The sequence below is a fragment of the Methanofollis liminatans DSM 4140 genome, from assembly GCF_000275865.1.
GTDB classification, from domain to species: Archaea; Halobacteriota; Methanomicrobia; order Methanomicrobiales; family Methanofollaceae; genus Methanofollis; species Methanofollis liminatans.
The window spans coordinates 445,474-461,824 of record NZ_CM001555.1 but is presented as its reverse complement, the minus strand read 5'-3'; the positions used below and the strand labels follow the sequence as shown (position 1 = coordinate 461,824).

Sequence of the window (16,351 nt, the reverse complement as noted above, 5' to 3'; positions counted from 1 at the left end):
GCGATACCCGAAGCGCCAGGGAGACGCAAAAAAAACCCGGCGCATCGGGAACGCGTCCGGCGAGAAGTATTTATGATCACCGGCACAAATACCCAAGAAGAATGAGCGCCCGTACGGCCGGGAACTGAGCGGCCGCAGGGCGGGGCGATGTATTCATGCGGGTTCTGGCAATCGGACTGGGTGGTGCTGGCAGCAGGATAGTGGACCGTCTCTATGACCACGACCGGCGGAGCACGATCCTCTGTATGAACGCCCTTGCGATCGACCTCGACGCAAACACCCTCATACAGCTCGAACATCTCCCCGAAGAATCCAAACTCTTTTTCCCGCCGATCGACCCATCGCATCCCTATGACGTGAAGACCACCATCGATATCGAGGAGGTGATGACCAGGATCCAGAAGGTCGACACCGTGCAGATCGATGCGATCCTGGTCTGCGCCGGCCTGGGCGGCACCCTCATCGAGACGATGGACATGATCGTCCCCCAGCTGCGCGAGACGTTCATCGAACCGATCTTTGCCGTTGTCACCCTCCCCTGCCGAGGCGAGGGGAAAAAGCGGTCTGCAAAGGCAGCAGACGATATCGAGAACGTCGACGCCCTCGTCGATGCCACGATCGTCTTCGACAACGAAACCTGGTACCAGAAGATCCGGGCCGGGGAGGAGGCCGGGCCGCTGAACGAGAGGCACCGACGGCGGGAGAAGGAGATGACCTACTCCCGGAACCCGCGGCAGGTGAACTCGCTTTTGAACGAACAGATCGCCCGGCGCATCGGCCTCCTCCTCCGCGCGGGGGAGTTCAGCGAGAGCGGCCTTGAGGTGGGCGAACTGGTCCTGGACGCCGGCGAGGTGCTCAACACGCTCACCGGCATGGGGACGGTTGCAGTCGGGTATGCGGTGGACCGCCTCCCCTCAGGCACCTTCGATTTCCTGAAACGATGGAGTTCTGCCAGGAATTATATGGAGGGCTCCCAGACGCGGGCGGCACGGATTGTTTCGCTTGCAAAAAGGGCCGTTTACGAGGAGATATCGGTCCCATGCGATATGACCAGCGCCCAGAAAGCGCTGGTGCTCATCGCCGGGCCGAGCCAGGAGCTCTCGGTGAAGGGCTTTGTGACGGTGCGGAAGTGGATCGACCGGAGCATTGCCGGGCTCGAGGTGAGATCGGGGGATTATCCGGTGAAGAGCACCCATTTCGTCGGGATCGTCATCGTGCTCTCGGGCGTGCAGAACGTGCCGCGGATCGAGGAGTTGAAGATCCTGCGGGAGCAATATCTGCTGGAGATCGAGGAGGAGAAATATCGGGCCGCCTCGGGGGGAGAGGGGGGTGAGGATACCGACATGCATACCGCCACCGACCTTCTTGAACCACCACAGGAGCATGATGAAGAGATGCCCGGCGAACGTGACGAGATGATCAGGATCGCGACCGACGAAAAAAAACCGGTGAAAAAAACCCGGGAGGAAGGGGGCGAGGTCCTCCGCCTGCACCTCTCCAGCGACAACCTGAAGACGAAGGCTGAGGAGGGCGACGCCGTCGTCCTTCCGACCGGGAAGAAGCAGGCGCCCCGCGATATCACCAGGATGACGAACGTGGCGATCCCGCAGGCACCGAAAGACTCGGCCCTGGGTTCAGGGGGATCCCGGACCGCAGCGATACGGCCAAAAGAGGTCGATTACTCAGGCGTGCGGGTCGAGACCCTGCCGGCGGCAAAGGACGCTGCGCTCTCGGGCGAGAGCGTGCGCCTGAAGTCCGCCGTAAAAAAAGCGAAAGACGACCTCTTCGAGGGACGCTCGGTCTCTCTCGCGGCCGGGGTGGCGCCGCCCGACGACGACCTCCTGAAGGCGAGCGCAAAGATCGCCCCGAAACAGAAGCCGAAAGAAGTGGAGCCGGGAAAAAGGACGAGTACCCGGGAAGAGAAGGCCCGCAAAAAAGAGGGCGAAGAGGATGCCGGCGGGATCGACTGGATCACCTAGAGAGCACGCGTGAGAACGGGATGTTTCCTGCACCGATCTCTGTTTTTATCTGACAGCCCACTTCGACGGCATGGCCGATCAGGTTCATCCCTGAGAGCGATACGATCGAGAGCCTGTACGGCTCTTTTGTAAGGTTGAAGACCTGCTCTCCGGTCGTGATCGGGAACCGAAACCCGGACGCCCGCATGGCCGAGGCGATCTCGAAGACCTTCTCTTTTGCAGGGAGCGGGACCTGCCTGACATTTGCAAGCACGGTGCCGGCGCCGCCGGTGACATAGGTGTGGATGGAGGTGAGGCCGGCCGAGATGAAGAGCTGCAACGGGTCGATGCTCGAACCCCGGTAGGCGACGAGGTCCAGGAAACGACTTTTTTCCAGGGCGGCGTCCACGGCAAGGCGGCCGCCGTACTTCATCTCCACCGGTATGCCCTGCCTCTGCATGACCCCGTCCATGGTGACCGAGCAGAGGGTGATGAAGCCCGCATGGTCGTCAGGGACCCGGGGGTCGTTGTCGACGATACGATACCCGTTGAAAAAACCGCACTCTGCGGCAATGACCTCATCGAAGGCCTTCTGCACCCGGTCGACCTCGTCGTAGGGGGCGTAGGAGAGGTTATAGGCGACGTCGCCGGTGCCGGTCGCCGGGTCGAAGGTGGTCCTGACGGCGAGGCGTTCGAGTTTCGAGATGATAAATCCGATCCGCTCGCCGACAAGGGCGTTTTCTATCTCGGCAATGCCGCTCTGTGTGAGGACGCGCCCCTTGTTGCCGACCTTTCTGGTGAAGCCCATCTCGTCGAGGGACCGGAGATAGTACTGAACGGCACGGTCGGTGAGGACGAAACCGTGCTCGGCCATCAGTTCGGAGAGCCGCTTCGCCCCCACCGGGCCGGGGTGCTCCTTGAGGATCCGCAGGATCTCGACGAGTTTACGCTCGGTCCGGATCTGGCTCATCGCGCCCTCACCACGCCCTCGCTGTCCTGGTATCGCCCTTCATAGGTATGGCCGCCGCCCGAAACCTCGTGCAGGATCATCTGGACCACCCGGTCGCCCTGCGCAAGGGGGATGGCGTCAGCGCCCATGTTGACCAGGCAGAGGGTGAGCTGCCCCCGAAAGCCCGGATCGACAAAACCGCCGCCGAGGAGGAGGCCGCGGCGCGCATAGCTGGAGCGGCACCTGAGGGTGGCGGCGAGGTCTGAGGGGAGTTCGACGCGTTCGAGGCTTGATACGAGGGTGCACCCTCCGGGCTGGAGAGAGATGTCGCCTTCTGCCCGGAGATCATAGGAGGCAGGCTGGAGGGAGGTGTCGGCGAAGGGGGTGATGACCAGGCGGCCCCCATCTGCGGGCGCCGCCAGACGGGACCGGATCTCAGCGGAGGAAAGGATCATGTTATGATCTGATGGTGCCGGAAAACGCTTAATAACTTGTGATATGATATATAACACGGTACAATTCATTCATCCTTTCTGACGGAACGGCCGATGATCGGTTATACTCCGGTGCCATGGACCCATGGGGTAGAGGACATCCTTCTGGGCTTCGAACCCAGGGACGCGGGTTCGATTCCCGCTGGGTCCGTTACGGCTGAAAAAAAGTTATTCAAGTCTTATTTTTGACGGTTGCCCGTTTCCAACAAGGATCGGAGAGGGTAGATCCGCCCGGTCGTCCGGCGTGTCAGGGGCGACGGCATCGACCCGCAGGGAGTAGAGGCCGGTCGGGAGGTCACGCACGTCAAGACACGCCTCCTGAACCCTTTTTCCGGCCGGAACCGGCGGCATCGTCAGGAACTGGACCCAGGTGTGCTCTTCGTCGTGCGAGTACGACAAACGCTGGGTTGCCTGAGCGCTCCCGGTATAGTTCAGGACCCATGCCACCTCAAGGAAGGCGGTGACCGGGCCCGAACCCTCCCGATGGAGGTCGGCGACGTCGAGGATAGGGCCATTAAAACCGGTGTTGTTCAGGTCGGGAACGGCGGTGACGAAGGTGTCGGGCAAAGTGAGGCTCGAAGTTCCGCCGTTGAAGGCGATCAGGGAGCCCGGTCCGAAGACATTGATGTTGCCCGCTTTTTTGACCGTCAGGGTGTATCTGGCGGTCCACACCTGGTTGAGACGGACCGTGCCGATCTCGAAGTGGAGGGCGTGATCGTCCTCCCAGTCGTGACGCTGGTCCAGGGTGTGCGGGGCGACGAAATCGTAGCGTGCCGCCGCGTTGCCGATCCAGTTCTCCACCGCCGTCGAAAAGCCCTCGATATACTGGTAATCGAAGACGTCGGCGCCAGGGATGCGCTCGCTGTTCACCGAGATGTCCTGCATGGAGATGTCCATGACGGTTTCAACCCCGGCCTCGTCCCTCAGGTCACCGGCGATGCGGCTGTAGACCTCGGAGAGCGCGGCCGCATCGGGAGCGTGCTCGTGGAAACCGCCGGTGGATCCGGCAAGGGCGGTCATGGTGTCGTAGGTGTTGTCGCCCTCGACGATCCCGTCGCCAAAGGAGATGCAGTAGATCCTGATCCCGCGGGAGCGGGCATAGGCCGAGAGGTCGTCTTCTGGGAGAGCGAAAAGGCCGTATTTCGTGCCGTTGCAGTAGCCGTACCACCGGTAGTCCGCCTCCCGGTCTGAGGAGGTCACATAATACGTCGATGACGCATTCCCACGCCCGAGAGGGTCGCCGAAGTAGTTGTACGCCCCGTCAGACATCAGGACGACGGCCCGCACTGCGTCCGGGTCGAGGTTCGGGCGGGCGATGAGTTCGTCTATGGCGCATTTCAATGCAAGCCTGGTCGGCGTATAGCCGGACGGCGAGAGGGCGTCGATGGTCGAGATGACTGCGACGTAGTCTGTCGAGAGCCCGACCCGAACGGGCGCGGAGCGTTCATAGTAAGGGACGAGCCCGATCCGGTCGGAGGAGGGGTTCATACGGGCGACGAAGGTGCGTGCAGCAGTTCGTGCAGCCGCCATCTTTGTATCGGCCCCGGCGATCCGGTCCTTCATGCTCCCCGAGCAGTCGATGGCGAGGACGGCGTCGATCGGGTGGGGCTGGAGCCGCCAGCCGTCGCCCCGGAGCGTGACGTTCACGCTGACGGTCTCGTTCACCCCGACCGTTTCGGGCTCGACCGAGGCAGTGACCGAAAGGAAGGGGTAGTTCTTCCAGGTGAGCGGGATGGAGCGGACGACCCCGCCCCACCGCGCCTCGACGGTGCACGAGGCGGTGACGGTTGGGTCATACCCGGCCTCGCCCGGTGCGGGGAAGGCGCCAGGAGTGAAGAGGATGCTGGCGTAGCCGTCCCGGTCGGTGACGGCCGAGGCGGCATTGAGAGAGGCGCCCTGCCGGTCTCCCGGGATCGCAAAGGAAACGCTCTCACCGGCGACCGGGTTGCCCTTCTCGTCGATCACCTTCGCCCTGATGGTGGCGGTGATCGACGGGTTTGCGTCCAGGCTCGGCATCGTCTGCGGGTTTGCCGTGAGGAGCATATCTGAGGGGTCGAGGTGGATGAAGGCGACCGGGACGGTGACGGTCACCGAGGCGTTGTCCGCCGCCGTCGCCGTCACTTCAACCGCACCGGCGGAGTCTTTCGGCCCGTAGGAGATCGTCGCCGTTCCAAGGGAGTTCGTGCGGACCGTCGTCTCCTCGCCCGGAAGGGCGGCGATGTTCACCGACCGGTTTCCGGCCGGGTTGCCGTAGCGGTCTTTTACGGTATAGACGATGCGGTATATGCCCGTTCCGTCCGCCGGAATAGGAGAGGCCGGCGAGACCGAGGCCGAGATCGCGGCCGGGACACCGTCGGCGGTGCCGCGGATGGTGAGGTAGGCGTCGGCCACCGGGACGGGGAGGTCGACGTAGATGATGTTCTCCCCGGCGACGCAGTCGGCCCTGAAGAGCGCCGCCACCCATCCGCTCTCGTTGACGGAAAGGGAGACGTCGTCAGAGTAGCCGGCACCGTCCAGGACGCCGGCCGTGGTGCCGGGCGAACCGGTGACGAAGCGGACGGTCTCGGCCGTGCGGCGGGAGTCGACGGGGTTGCCGTATCGGTCGGTGAGCATCAGGAGGATGGAGGCGGTCGTGCCGGCCGTGATCTCGCCGGGGTAGCGGAGGACCGCGATCTTCTGTGGGGCGGCGTGATCGATCCGCTTTTCGCAGACGGCAGACGCCGTGACCGGGGCGTCGCCCTCATGCCACCGGGCAACCGCCGTTATGGCGGCGGTGCCGCCCGTCGTCCCCGCAGAGAACCTGGCCCGGGCGGTGCCGTCGGCGCCGGTTTTTGCGGTGCAGGGAGTGAGCGCCCCCATCGCCGGGTCGCAGGAAAATGTGATCTCTGCCCCATTCACCGGCGTGCTGGCATCGTCGGTGACCTGCACTGCGATCCACGAACTCTGCGGGCCGCCGGCAACGAGCCATTCTGTATCCGTGGTGATGGCGACCATCGGCGAACCTGCCGCCGCCTGAGTGCAGAGCAGCAGGAGCGCTGCAAAAATAATACCGTGACGTATCGCTGACATGTCCTCCCCCGAGGTGAGTCAGTGAATACGCGAACAATATATAAATATTTTGTATATTTATCTGATCGAATATACATTAAATTTCGTTTTTTGTAGGATTGAAAACGATAAAATCAGAGACAACTACAGAATTCCATTGAAAAAGATTGTCGAACAATCATATTTGCACAATACAGGCCGGCCGCAAGGAGGGCAAATGGCCACCGGAGAAAAAAGGGGAGGGGGAGGACCCTACTCAAGTTTGATCTTCGGGGTTTCTGCGGATCCCACCAGGATAGCACTATCGAGCTCGTCCATCGCATCAGGGGCGTCAGGGGCGGTGGCGCGGACCCGTATCCAGTAGTAGCCGGCAGGCAGCACCCTGACGTCCAGGCTCGCCGTCAGGGTGACATTGCCCGGAGCGACGGCCGTCAGGGTGGCAAACCGCGTCCAGGTGTGTTTATCGTCGGTGGAGTAGTAGAGGCGCTGGGTCACGGTCTCCTCGCCGGTGTAGTTCAGGTTCCAGACGAGCGGGAGGAAGTCGGTCACCTCGCCCGAGCCCTCCCGGGCGAGGTTTTCGACGGAGAGAACCGACGAATTGAGGCCGGTGTTGTTCAGGTCAGGAACGGCGGTGACGAAGGTGTCTGGCAGGGTGAGGCTCGAGGCCCCGCCGTTGAAGGTGATCAGGGAGCCCGGGCCGAAGATGTTGATGTTCCCCTCCTTGAGCACCTTGAGAGTGAAGCGAGTCGTCCAGGTCTGGTTGAGCCGGACGGTGCCGACGTTGAAGGCAAGGCTCTGACCGGCCGCCCATTCAGAGGTGTTGTCGTAGGTGTCGAGCGGCAGGATCTCGTGGCGGCCGGTTTCGTTGTCGATCCAGCTCCCGATCACCGTCGATTCGCCGGGGATGTGGACATACTCGAGGACCGGGTCTGCGGGGTCGTTGAAGACCGCAAGGCCGTTCACCAGGACGTTGTCGAACTGCAGGCCGACAGTGGTGTCGACGCCGGCCTCGGTCTTGAGTTCGCCGGCGATTTCGGTGTAAATGGAGTCGATGTTGGCTGCACTTGCGTCATAGTAGATGCCGCCGGTGGTTTCTGCCAGCTGCCTGAGCGTGGACCTGCCGCCGGAGGAGATGCTGTCGGAAAAACCGATGGAGTAGATGGTGATGTTGTGCCTGGCCGCATATGCGGCCATATCCTGATCATCGGAAGAGAGATCAGTATATTTGTAGTAACTGCTCGCGAGATTCCCGAAGTCGGTAGGACTTTTCGTCGTATACCCCCAACCCCGCGCCAGCGGGTCGCCATACCAGTTATAGTCGCCGTCGGAGAGGAGGATCACCGCCTGAACTGCAGAGTCCCGCCCATGATCGATGATCTCCTGGATCGATGTATAGAGGGCGTGGCGCATCGGCGTCCCGTGATCAGGAACGATCGTATCAAGCGTGGACCTTACAGAGGCGGCGTTCGAGGTCAGAGAGGCATCAACCGTTGCATAGTCGCTGTACGAGACCGGATAGACATAGACGTTGTCAATCTCCGAGGTCGATATCCCCGAGTTTGCGCCAGGCCGCGAGATGTAGCCATTTCTCCCGAACGAGACAACACCCAGCTGATCCCGCGTCGCCATCTGGTCCACGAAATCTTTCGCCGCCTCCCTCACCGAGTGCATCCGATCGGGTTCGTCGTAGAGCATACTCCCCGACCGGTCGATCACAAGCACCACGTCGATCGGGTCGGGCTGGAGCGCCCAGCCGTCGCCCCTGAGGGTGATGTTCACGCTGACGGTCTCGTTCACCTCGACGGTCTCGGGATCGACGGAGGTGGTGACCGAGAGGAAGGGGTAGTTCTTCCAGGCGAGCGGGATGGAGCGGGTGACCTCTCCCCAGGTGGCCACGACGGCGCATGTGGCGGTGGCGGTCTGGTTGTAGTCGTCACTGCCGGGAAGGGGGAAGGCGCCCGGGACGAACCTGACGACGGCGTAGCCGTCGCCGTCGGTGGTGGCGGTATTTTCCAGGAGGGCAGGAGCGGTGCAGACGTTCCCTTCGATATCGATGGCGTCGATCGAGAAGGCCACCGTCTCCCCTGAGACCGGATTGCCCCTCTCGTCCATGACCTTTGCCCGGATTTCCGAAACACACTCCGGGTTCGCGTCCAGGCTCGGCATCGTCTGTGGGTTTGCGGAGAGGAGCATCTCAACCGGGGCGGAGTTGGTGAACTGGACGGTCTGTGAGCAAGTGACGGCGGGGTCGTCATCAGAGGTGGCGGTGATCGTCACCGTGCCGATGGTGTCTTTCGGACCATAGGTGACCATGATCTGGCCGTCGGAGTTCGTGGTCAGGATCATCGGCTCTTCCTCGAGAAGAGACGTGACGACATGGATCGAACGGTTTCCAGCCGGATTGCCTGCGGCATCTTTGAGGGTGTAGAGGATGGAGAACTTGCTGACGCCGTCGGCCGGGACCCAGGGGTTCGGGGTGCCGGTCGGGCTGATCGTGCAGGAGATCGAGGCCGGGATCCCGTCGCCGATGCCGTAGACCGTGAAGTAGGTGTCGGCGACCGGCGCGGGGAGGTCGACATAGACGATGTTCTCCCCGACGAGAGGGGAGGTCTTCAGGACGGCGATGACGTTCCCTTCTTCGTCCACCGGCAGGACGCAGTCGTCGACATAGGCGGCCCCGTCCCAGATCCCGGCGGCGCCTCCGGGCGAACCGACGGTGAAGCGGACGGTCTCGGCCGTCCGGCGGGAGTCGATCGGGTTCCCATAGCGGTCCTGCATGGCGAGGACGATCGTGGTCACAGACCCGACCGAGACCTCGCTCGTATAGGTGCGGGACGCCAGTCGATACGGCGTATCGTGGTCGATCTGCTGAACGCAAGAGGCAGAGATGGTCACCGGGCCACCGTCACCCCCATAGGTAGCCGAGGCCGTGATCTCCGCGGCGCCGCTCGTCGTCGCCGCCGTGAACGTGGAGCGTGCGACGCCGCTCCCATCGGTGACCGCCAGGGCCCGGGAGAGACTGCCCATCGCAGGGTCGCAGGAGAACGTGACGCTGACCCCGCCGACCGGGGCGCCGCCGTTCGTGACCGTGGCCGTGACCGTCGTTCCGTCGGCGCCGTTTGCGATCAGCCAGTCTGTTCCGGTTGTAACCGTGAGATCATAGGGCTCCCCTGCCGCCGCCCCCGTGCAGATGAGCAGGAGGCAGAGCAGGAAGAGCCCGGGACGCAGTGTTGCCATTTTTCCACCTCTCGTGGAGAGAATAGATTTTTTAGCGGTATTTAAAAATACCCATTTTTCAAACATTCTTTAAAAGGTCATTTTTTGTAAAATATAGATATTTTTTTGATTTTATCAGAATATATGATTCAAAAGAGTAAGGATAAATCAAAATCTATTTAAAGTAGTATTAATTATAGCGGGCAGGCGTCTTCCGGGGAGACAAGGGAGAGGCACCAGCGAGAAGGGAAAAAAGAGGAGATCAGATCAGCTTCATCCTGATCTTCTTACCGTCATCGACCCTGACCGGCTGCTCGGTTGTCCGCCATGCTTCGGCGCCGCCGCTGATCGCCTCCCAGGCATGGATGCGGATCCGGTAATAGCCGTTCTTTTTGTCGGTGTCGAGTTCGGCATCATAATCCCCGGTGACATCCTCATCGACCGCCGGGACAGCAAAGTCATGCCAGAGGTTGTCCCAGACGATGTCGTCCGCGCTGTACTGGTACTGGGCCCGCTGCCTGACCAATTCAGGGTGCTCACCGGCATAGTCGAGCGTCCAGTCGACGGCGATGCTGAGGGTGTCGTTGTCGCCCACTGCGGCGAGCGCCGGGATCGAGAGGGTGCTCGTGCCGAAGACGTCGGCCGTTTCCTGGTCGACGACGGTGATGTAGACCGGCGGGAGGTCCTGTTTGTAGGGGATGCCCGCTGCATTCGAGAAACTGATCTTCGATGCCCCGTCGGTGAAGAGACCGATGGTGCCAGCCTGGGTGAAGTTGAAGCGCAGGGTCGCGGTCCAGGTCTGGCCGTACTCCATCCTCCCGATGCTGTAGTCCAGCACCCGGTCGGCCCAGTCAGCCGTGTCGTCAAGAGTTCCGTCATACAGCGTCTCGCTTGCGGTCATATTCGTGATCCTTGTCGAGACCCCGTTCACATACCGGTACTGGAGGACGTCATCACTCGGGTCATCACTCAGGCCAACACTCGGCAAGAGAACGTCGTTGACCGAGACCTGATCGAAACGGGCGTCCATAGTGGTGCTGAAGACGGCCGCTTCCTTCAAGTCAGCTGTGATGTCTTCGTAGAACTGAACGAGATCAGACTCGAAGTCTTCATCTGTAACCTTGCTGTAAAGCCCGCCGGTCGTCTCCGCAAGCGTCTGCAGATCGGCCTCAAGGGCTGCATGGCCGTTCGTACCACCGTTGCCGTTGCCTTTTGGCGTGTCGACAAGCATGACATAGAGCTTCACATCGTTATCAGAGGCATAACAGGCCAGATCCTGCCATTTGCCTGTGGGGCCCCACATATTTCCATGGCCCTTACCGTTGTCGGGGAATTCATAATAATCTGCATTATTGTATGTACCATTGGGACCAAGGGGGTTGCCATACTTCCCACCCCCACCATTATTCCAGTCATCATCCAGGAGAACAACCACGGCTCGAGCATCACCGGTACCGCCATTCTCAACGATCTCTGTAATCGATTGATAGAGCGCAAGCCTCAGTTCGTCACCGCTATGTTTGCCCTGCCCCTTCGAATAGATAGAATACGGGATCAGGCTTTCGACTGAGTCATTGAAAGAGGTATATGAGGTAGAGAGTGGAAAATCCAGCGTTACCTCATCATCAAAGCGAACTTCCCCGCTGTTACTATAGTGCGCTATTATGTAGGATTCGGCATCCTTCCCGGCCTGAGGATCATAACCAATCTCGTTATACACACTCTTAGTCTTTCCTTGATTCATCGCACAAAGATCTGCCATCTGTCCTACCGGCGTGGCTTCACCATACGACACCAGGCCGAGACTGTCCGTCCCTTCCTCCATCAACCCCGCAAAGTACTTAGTGGCGTTCTTCGCTATCACCATCGGATCCGGATATCCGGTTAACATCGTCGGCGCCCTGCTGATGCACACCATCACGTCGGCCGGAGCAGGGGTGAATTCCCAGCCGTCGCCTGTGAGGGAGATGGTCACATTCGCCTCATTGCCGACCATAACTGTGGACGGCGAGGCTGAGACCGAGACTGAGAACGAGGGATAGTTCCGCCAGGAGAGATCGACGCTCCGGGAAACCACAGTCCCGTTCAGCGTCGCCGTCGCCGTCACCGTGCAGGTGCCGGTCGCATCCCCAGAGGCTGCGAACGCCCCGGGCGTAAAAGTGACGCTGGCGACACCGTCATCACCGGTCGCCTGCGCGACCGTTGAAGAACCACCGTTGAGACAGGGATCGGCCGTCAGAGTCGCACCGTGGCCGTCGACATCTGTGATCGTAAAGATCACATCCACCGGATCATCGGTCACGGTGACGCCACTCTCATCAGTCACCCATACCGCAAGGACTGCCTCCGACGAGGAATCGACATCAAGGCTCTTCATATTCAGGGGAGAGGCGGCGAGAACAAGATTGACAGGATCGGTCGATGCGAAGGAGAAGGTATCGATGGTAAAGACCGAGGCGTTCTCTGCCGCCGTCGCTGTGAGGGTCACATCCACCGGGACGTTCTTCGGCCCATAACGTACGAGCATGCTGCCGTACGAGTTGGTCGTGACCGCCGTCGTCTCACCAAGGCTGCTCGCGATCTGGACCGGCGCCTCATCGCAGAGATTCCCATACTGGTCGTACAGGGTGTAGGCGATCAGGACCGTGCCCACGCCGTCGGCCGGGCACGAGGCAGAGGCATACGCGCTCTCGATAGAGACCGGCGGACCGTCTGCAACACCCGTAATCGTGATGTAACTGGAGCCCACCAGGCCGGGCGGGCAGATCTGGACGATATTTTCCCCCGCAATGGTGCTGAGGCGGAGCGTCGCGTTCACCCAGCCTTTAGAATCGACCGGGAGCGAGACAGAGGCAGCACGCCGGTCACCGATTATGAAGGCCGCACCGTCACCCGGTGACCCGACCGTGAAGGTGACGTTCTCGATTATGTTGGCGTTATCGACCGGGTTGCCCCACCGGTCCGACAGGGCGAGCGCGATCTCGACTTCGCTCCCGACACTGCCCTCGTCCGGGCAGGAGAGGGACGAGATATTAATCGGTGTGCTGTGATCGATCAAAAGATCCTTAGAGGCACTCACCTCTTCGCCAGACTCGTCGGTGAACACCGCCGTGATCGTCGCCGTCCCGCTCACGGTCCCGGCGGTGAAGGTCGCCGTCGCCCGCCCCTGCGCGTCGGTGGTCACGACAGAGGGGGCGAGTGTTCCAAGCGTGGATGAGAGGTTAACAACCCGTGAGGTTTCATCGTTCACCTGCACCGTCACCGTCTCGCTCCCGCCCACGGTCAAGCAGGCCGTATCGTTGGAGAGGCTGATGGTGGGGAGACCTGATGCGGCCGCAACAAGAGCGAAGAGGGCGAAGCCGACCAGGAGCATATTCGTGATAGGTCTATCCATGGCAGATCCCTGCGTAGCCAATAAGGAGAAGCCATATTATATAAAGATACCCATTTTTTGAAAACAATAAAATATTATATTAATATAGAAAATGCCGATTTTTTTATCGACTATACCAAAAAAAACCACCAAGTATGGCATAGAAATGACCCCGGGATCAAATCCTCAAAAACGTAGTTGTATTCTATCAGGAAGATGTCCGATAGAGCATACCTACATAAAGAGATTATAATAGTTTTATCTTATTTTGCGTGAGATTTCCGACACGGATCGGCTGAGTCCAGGTGTCCAGTCCGCTCGCACCGCCCTGTACATCTTCCTGGGCGTGCACCCGGACTTTATACCACCCGGTGACGCCCTCCACCAGAAGGTTCGATGTGTAGGTGCCGTTGACCGCTGCAGGACCGCACCGGATCGTGTCGAAGTGGTTCCAGACGCCGTCCCACCAGAGGTTGTCAGGGCTATACTGGTAGTAGACGTTCTGTACTATCGATTTGTTGCCCGAATACCCCAGTTCCCATGTCGGGACAAGGAAGGTGACGCCGTCCCATGTTGCACTGACGATGGTGACGTTGACCACGCCCTGGTCCAGTGCGGTGACGTTCAGGTCCTTCACGGCGGTCACGAGCGTCCTGGGGAGGCGGAGTTTGCTCTGGCCCTCAGTGCCGTTGAACCTGATGATCGAGTTCGAGCCGAAGATGTCGATGTTCCCCTCCTCGGTGATATTCAGGCAGAAGGTCGTCTCCCATGCCTGGTTGAGGTAGATGTCGCCGACGTCGAAAGAGATCTCGTCGTCGGCCCAGTCGGCTGTCTGATCAAATGAATAGGGGTACGTGTGATCCTTGTCCGGGACGGTCGTCAGGTTCGTCTGCCAGTACTTGGTGACGAAGGTGGACGCACCGCTGATGGGCTGGTACTCGAAGACGTCCGAATAGCCCGAGACGTTGTTCACCTCAACATTCTTGAAGACGAGGGACATCGTGGTGTTGACGCCTGCCGCCTCCTGGAGTTTGAGGGCGATGTCGGTGTAGATCTCGGCAAGCTTATTTCCATCGGGGGCGTGCTCGTAAAATCCGCCGGTCGAGGTAGAGAGAGTATTCATCGTAGCCCTGACCGTGCTGTCGGGATTGTAGGCGAAGGTAACTGCATAAAGTTTTACGCCACTGGAGAGGGCGAACCGGGACATGTTCTGGTTGGTTGATTCGCCGTCGGTGCAGTAATAATATGATTTTCCGTCTTTTTTCCCCTCCAAGAGCGTCCCGCCAAGCCCATCATAATACCGGTAGTTATTGGGCTCCAGATTGCTGCCGCTGAACGTGTAGACCCATGACGCGCTCGCAGGGTATCCTGTACCGTGCCCGAGGGGGCTGCCATGATAGTTCCAGTCGCCGTCGGTCATGACGATCACCGCCTTGACGGCATCGGCCCGCCCCCCCTCCTGCTGCATTTTAACCGCCTCATAGATGGCGCGCCGCAGTTGAGTGGCACCAGTCGCTACGAGGGATTTCACACTGGTATTCACCAACGCAAAGTTATCGGTCAGATTACAATCTCGGGTCGTGGTCGAAGAAAAGGACACAAGACCAACCCGATCGCGTGACGGATCCATCTGACCGATGAAGGTGTAGGCAGCATCCTTCGCACTCACTATGCGTTTCTTTCCAGAACTATCCAGTTTGTCCATACTCCCGGAGCGGTCGATCACAAGCACCACATCGATCGGGCGGGAGTGGAGCGCATAACCGTCGCCGATCAGCTGCACGGTCACGTTCACCATGTCGTTCACCGCCACCGTCGGGGGCTCGACCCGGGTCTTCACGCTGAGATAGGGGTAGTTCCTGAACGAGACCGTGATATCCCTCGTCTGATCCTTCCACGATGCCCTGACCGTCGCGTTCCCCACCGAGAGGTTGCTGTAGCGCAAGTTCGAGATATCGGTCGTGAAGGCACCCGGGAGGAAGTCCACCGTCGCAAAACCGGTGTTGTCGGTGGAGGCGACGATCGGGGTGCCGCCGCGTTCCGCGGTCCGGCTGCCATTCGTGATCGCCGGGTTCTGCGTCATTACGAAAGTCCCGTTCTGCACGGCGGTGATCGTGAAACTGACGCTCTCGTCCGCCACCGGGTTGCCCTTGACATCGACCACCTTCGCCCGGATCAGGGCACTGATGTCGCTCTTGACGTCGCGGCTCGCCACTGTCTGCGGTGAGGCCGAGAGGAGCATGGTGGTCGGATCGGTGCTGACGAACTCCAGCTGCTTGGAACAGGTGAGACTTTCGTTGTCAACCGCATAAGCCTCGATATCGGCGATCCCGGCGACGTCGGACGGCCCGTAGGAGATCATCGCCTTGCCCTCCTCGTTCGTCCGGACAGTTTTTTCAACGGCCTTCAGGTATCCTTCCCGCGGGACGATCTGAACGTGGATCTGGCGGTTGCCGGCCACGTTGCCATGCCGGTCGTACAGGGAGTACACGATAGAGAACACCTTTTTCCCGTCGGCCTGCTGGTAGGGATGGGGATCGTCGTCCGGCGTGACAGTCTGGTACATCTCCCACGGCACCCCCGTTGCGGTGCCGGTGACGGTGATATACCCGGTTGCTATGGTCCCCGGACACTCGACCATCACAATATTGGCGCCCGAAAGGGGGGCAGTCCTGAGATCCACCCGGACGTCGCCATTTGCATCGACCGGGACCCGAAGATCCGTCGAGACATTCGAGCCGTAGATGAGCCGCGCAGCGTCACCGGGGGAGCCGACCACAAAGTGAACGGTCTCTACAGTGCGCCTGCTCTCGATCGAGTTATTCCACCGGTCCGCCATCCTGAGGATAAGAGACGTCGTCGACCCGGCCGTCACTTCATCGGCATAATCCAGAGATGAGATGCTATGCGGCACCCCATGATCGATCTTCAGCGTAACGTTGCCTGCCGCGATCACCGTGCCGTTCTGGGCAGCATAGTTCGCCGTGATCGTCACGTCCCCGCTCTTTGTCCCGGCCTTAAAGGTCGCCGTTCCACCTGTCCCGGGCAGCGTTCCCGGCACAATCGAGCCCATCTCCGGGTCACTGGACGAGAGAATAATGTGCGCACCCTCCACGCTTCCGTCCACCGCCACCGTCACCGTCGCGGTCTCGCCCCCGCCCGCGGTCAACCATTCTGTATTGTTGGTGACGCTGATGGTGGGGAGACCCGATGCGGCCGCAGCAAGGGTGAGGAGGACGAAGCCGACCAGGAGTATAGTTTTGATAGGATTATCCATAGCAGATTCCTGCGTAACAAATAAGATATCACAATA

General features: G+C 60.4%; 7 protein-coding genes and 1 tRNA gene. 2 read left to right on the top strand and 6 right to left on the bottom strand.

The annotated features are described in order from the left end of the window. The first annotated feature begins 155 nt into the window (after positions 1–155). The gene (locus METLI_RS02155; RefSeq protein ID WP_004037673.1) at positions 156–1,979 is read left to right on the top strand and encodes a tubulin/FtsZ family protein; all 1,824 of its coding nucleotides are present in this window, start codon (positions 156–158) and stop codon (positions 1,977–1,979) included. On the opposite strand, the gene METLI_RS02150 is transcribed toward METLI_RS02155, so the two are convergent. Both METLI_RS02150 and METLI_RS02145 read right to left on the bottom strand, forming a co-directional pair. Continuing rightward, complete coding sequence (locus METLI_RS02150; protein WP_004037671.1) at positions 1,972–2,928, bottom strand: DUF128 domain-containing protein; 957 nt, start codon at positions 2,926–2,928, stop codon at positions 1,972–1,974. The genes METLI_RS02155 and METLI_RS02150 overlap by 8 nt on opposite strands. Then, positions 2,925–3,362, bottom strand: a complete 438-nt coding sequence (locus METLI_RS02145; protein ID WP_004037669.1) for a dCTP deaminase — start codon at positions 3,360–3,362, stop codon at positions 2,925–2,927. The genes METLI_RS02150 and METLI_RS02145 overlap by 4 nt, the downstream gene beginning before the upstream one ends. A gap of 118 nt (positions 3,363–3,480) precedes the next feature. Here METLI_RS02145 and METLI_RS02140 point away from each other — a divergent pair. After that, positions 3,481–3,552 (top strand) — tRNA-Arg (locus tag METLI_RS02140). A 17-nt stretch (positions 3,553–3,569) separates the two neighbouring features. Here the strand turns inward: METLI_RS02140 and METLI_RS02135 are convergent. The 4 genes from METLI_RS02135 to METLI_RS02120 form a co-directional block, all read right to left on the bottom strand. Further along, entirely contained in the window at positions 3,570–6,470 is a 2,901-nt protein-coding gene (locus METLI_RS02135; protein ID WP_004037667.1) for an Ig-like domain-containing protein, read from the bottom strand. Between the two features lie 231 nt (positions 6,471–6,701). Then, on the bottom strand, positions 6,702–9,686 hold the full coding sequence (locus METLI_RS02130; protein ID WP_004037665.1) for an Ig-like domain-containing protein: 2,985 nt from the start codon (positions 9,684–9,686) through the stop codon (positions 6,702–6,704). Between the two features lie 241 nt (positions 9,687–9,927). Continuing rightward, a complete protein-coding gene (locus METLI_RS02125) occupies positions 9,928–13,059 on the bottom strand; it encodes a hypothetical protein (protein WP_004037663.1) in 3,132 nt (1,043 codons plus the stop codon). Positions 13,060–13,285: 226 nt separating this feature from the next. Continuing rightward, positions 13,286–16,315: a vWA domain-containing protein gene (locus tag METLI_RS02120; protein WP_004037661.1), complete on the bottom strand. Its 3,030-nt coding sequence runs from the start codon at positions 16,313–16,315 to the stop codon at positions 13,286–13,288. Positions 16,316–16,351 lie beyond the last annotated feature (36 nt).

What these genes read in the sequence shown, in the direction of transcription:
- METLI_RS02155 (WP_004037673.1), top strand. Translation starts at nt 156, where the DNA reads ATGCGGGTTCTGGCAATCGGACTGGGTGGTGCTGGCAGCAGGATAGTG.
- METLI_RS02150 (WP_004037671.1), bottom strand. Translation starts at nt 2,928, where the DNA reads ATGAGCCAGATCCGGACCGAGCGTAAACTCGTCGAGATCCTGCGGATC.
- METLI_RS02145 (WP_004037669.1), bottom strand. Translation starts at nt 3,362, where the DNA reads ATGATCCTTTCCTCCGCTGAGATCCGGTCCCGTCTGGCGGCGCCCGCA.
- METLI_RS02135 (WP_004037667.1), bottom strand. Translation starts at nt 6,470, where the DNA reads ATGTCAGCGATACGTCACGGTATTATTTTTGCAGCGCTCCTGCTGCTC.
- METLI_RS02130 (WP_004037665.1), bottom strand. Translation starts at nt 9,686, where the DNA reads ATGGCAACACTGCGTCCCGGGCTCTTCCTGCTCTGCCTCCTGCTCATC.
- METLI_RS02125 (WP_004037663.1), bottom strand. Translation starts at nt 13,059, where the DNA reads ATGGATAGACCTATCACGAATATGCTCCTGGTCGGCTTCGCCCTCTTC.
- METLI_RS02120 (WP_004037661.1), bottom strand. Translation starts at nt 16,315, where the DNA reads ATGGATAATCCTATCAAAACTATACTCCTGGTCGGCTTCGTCCTCCTC.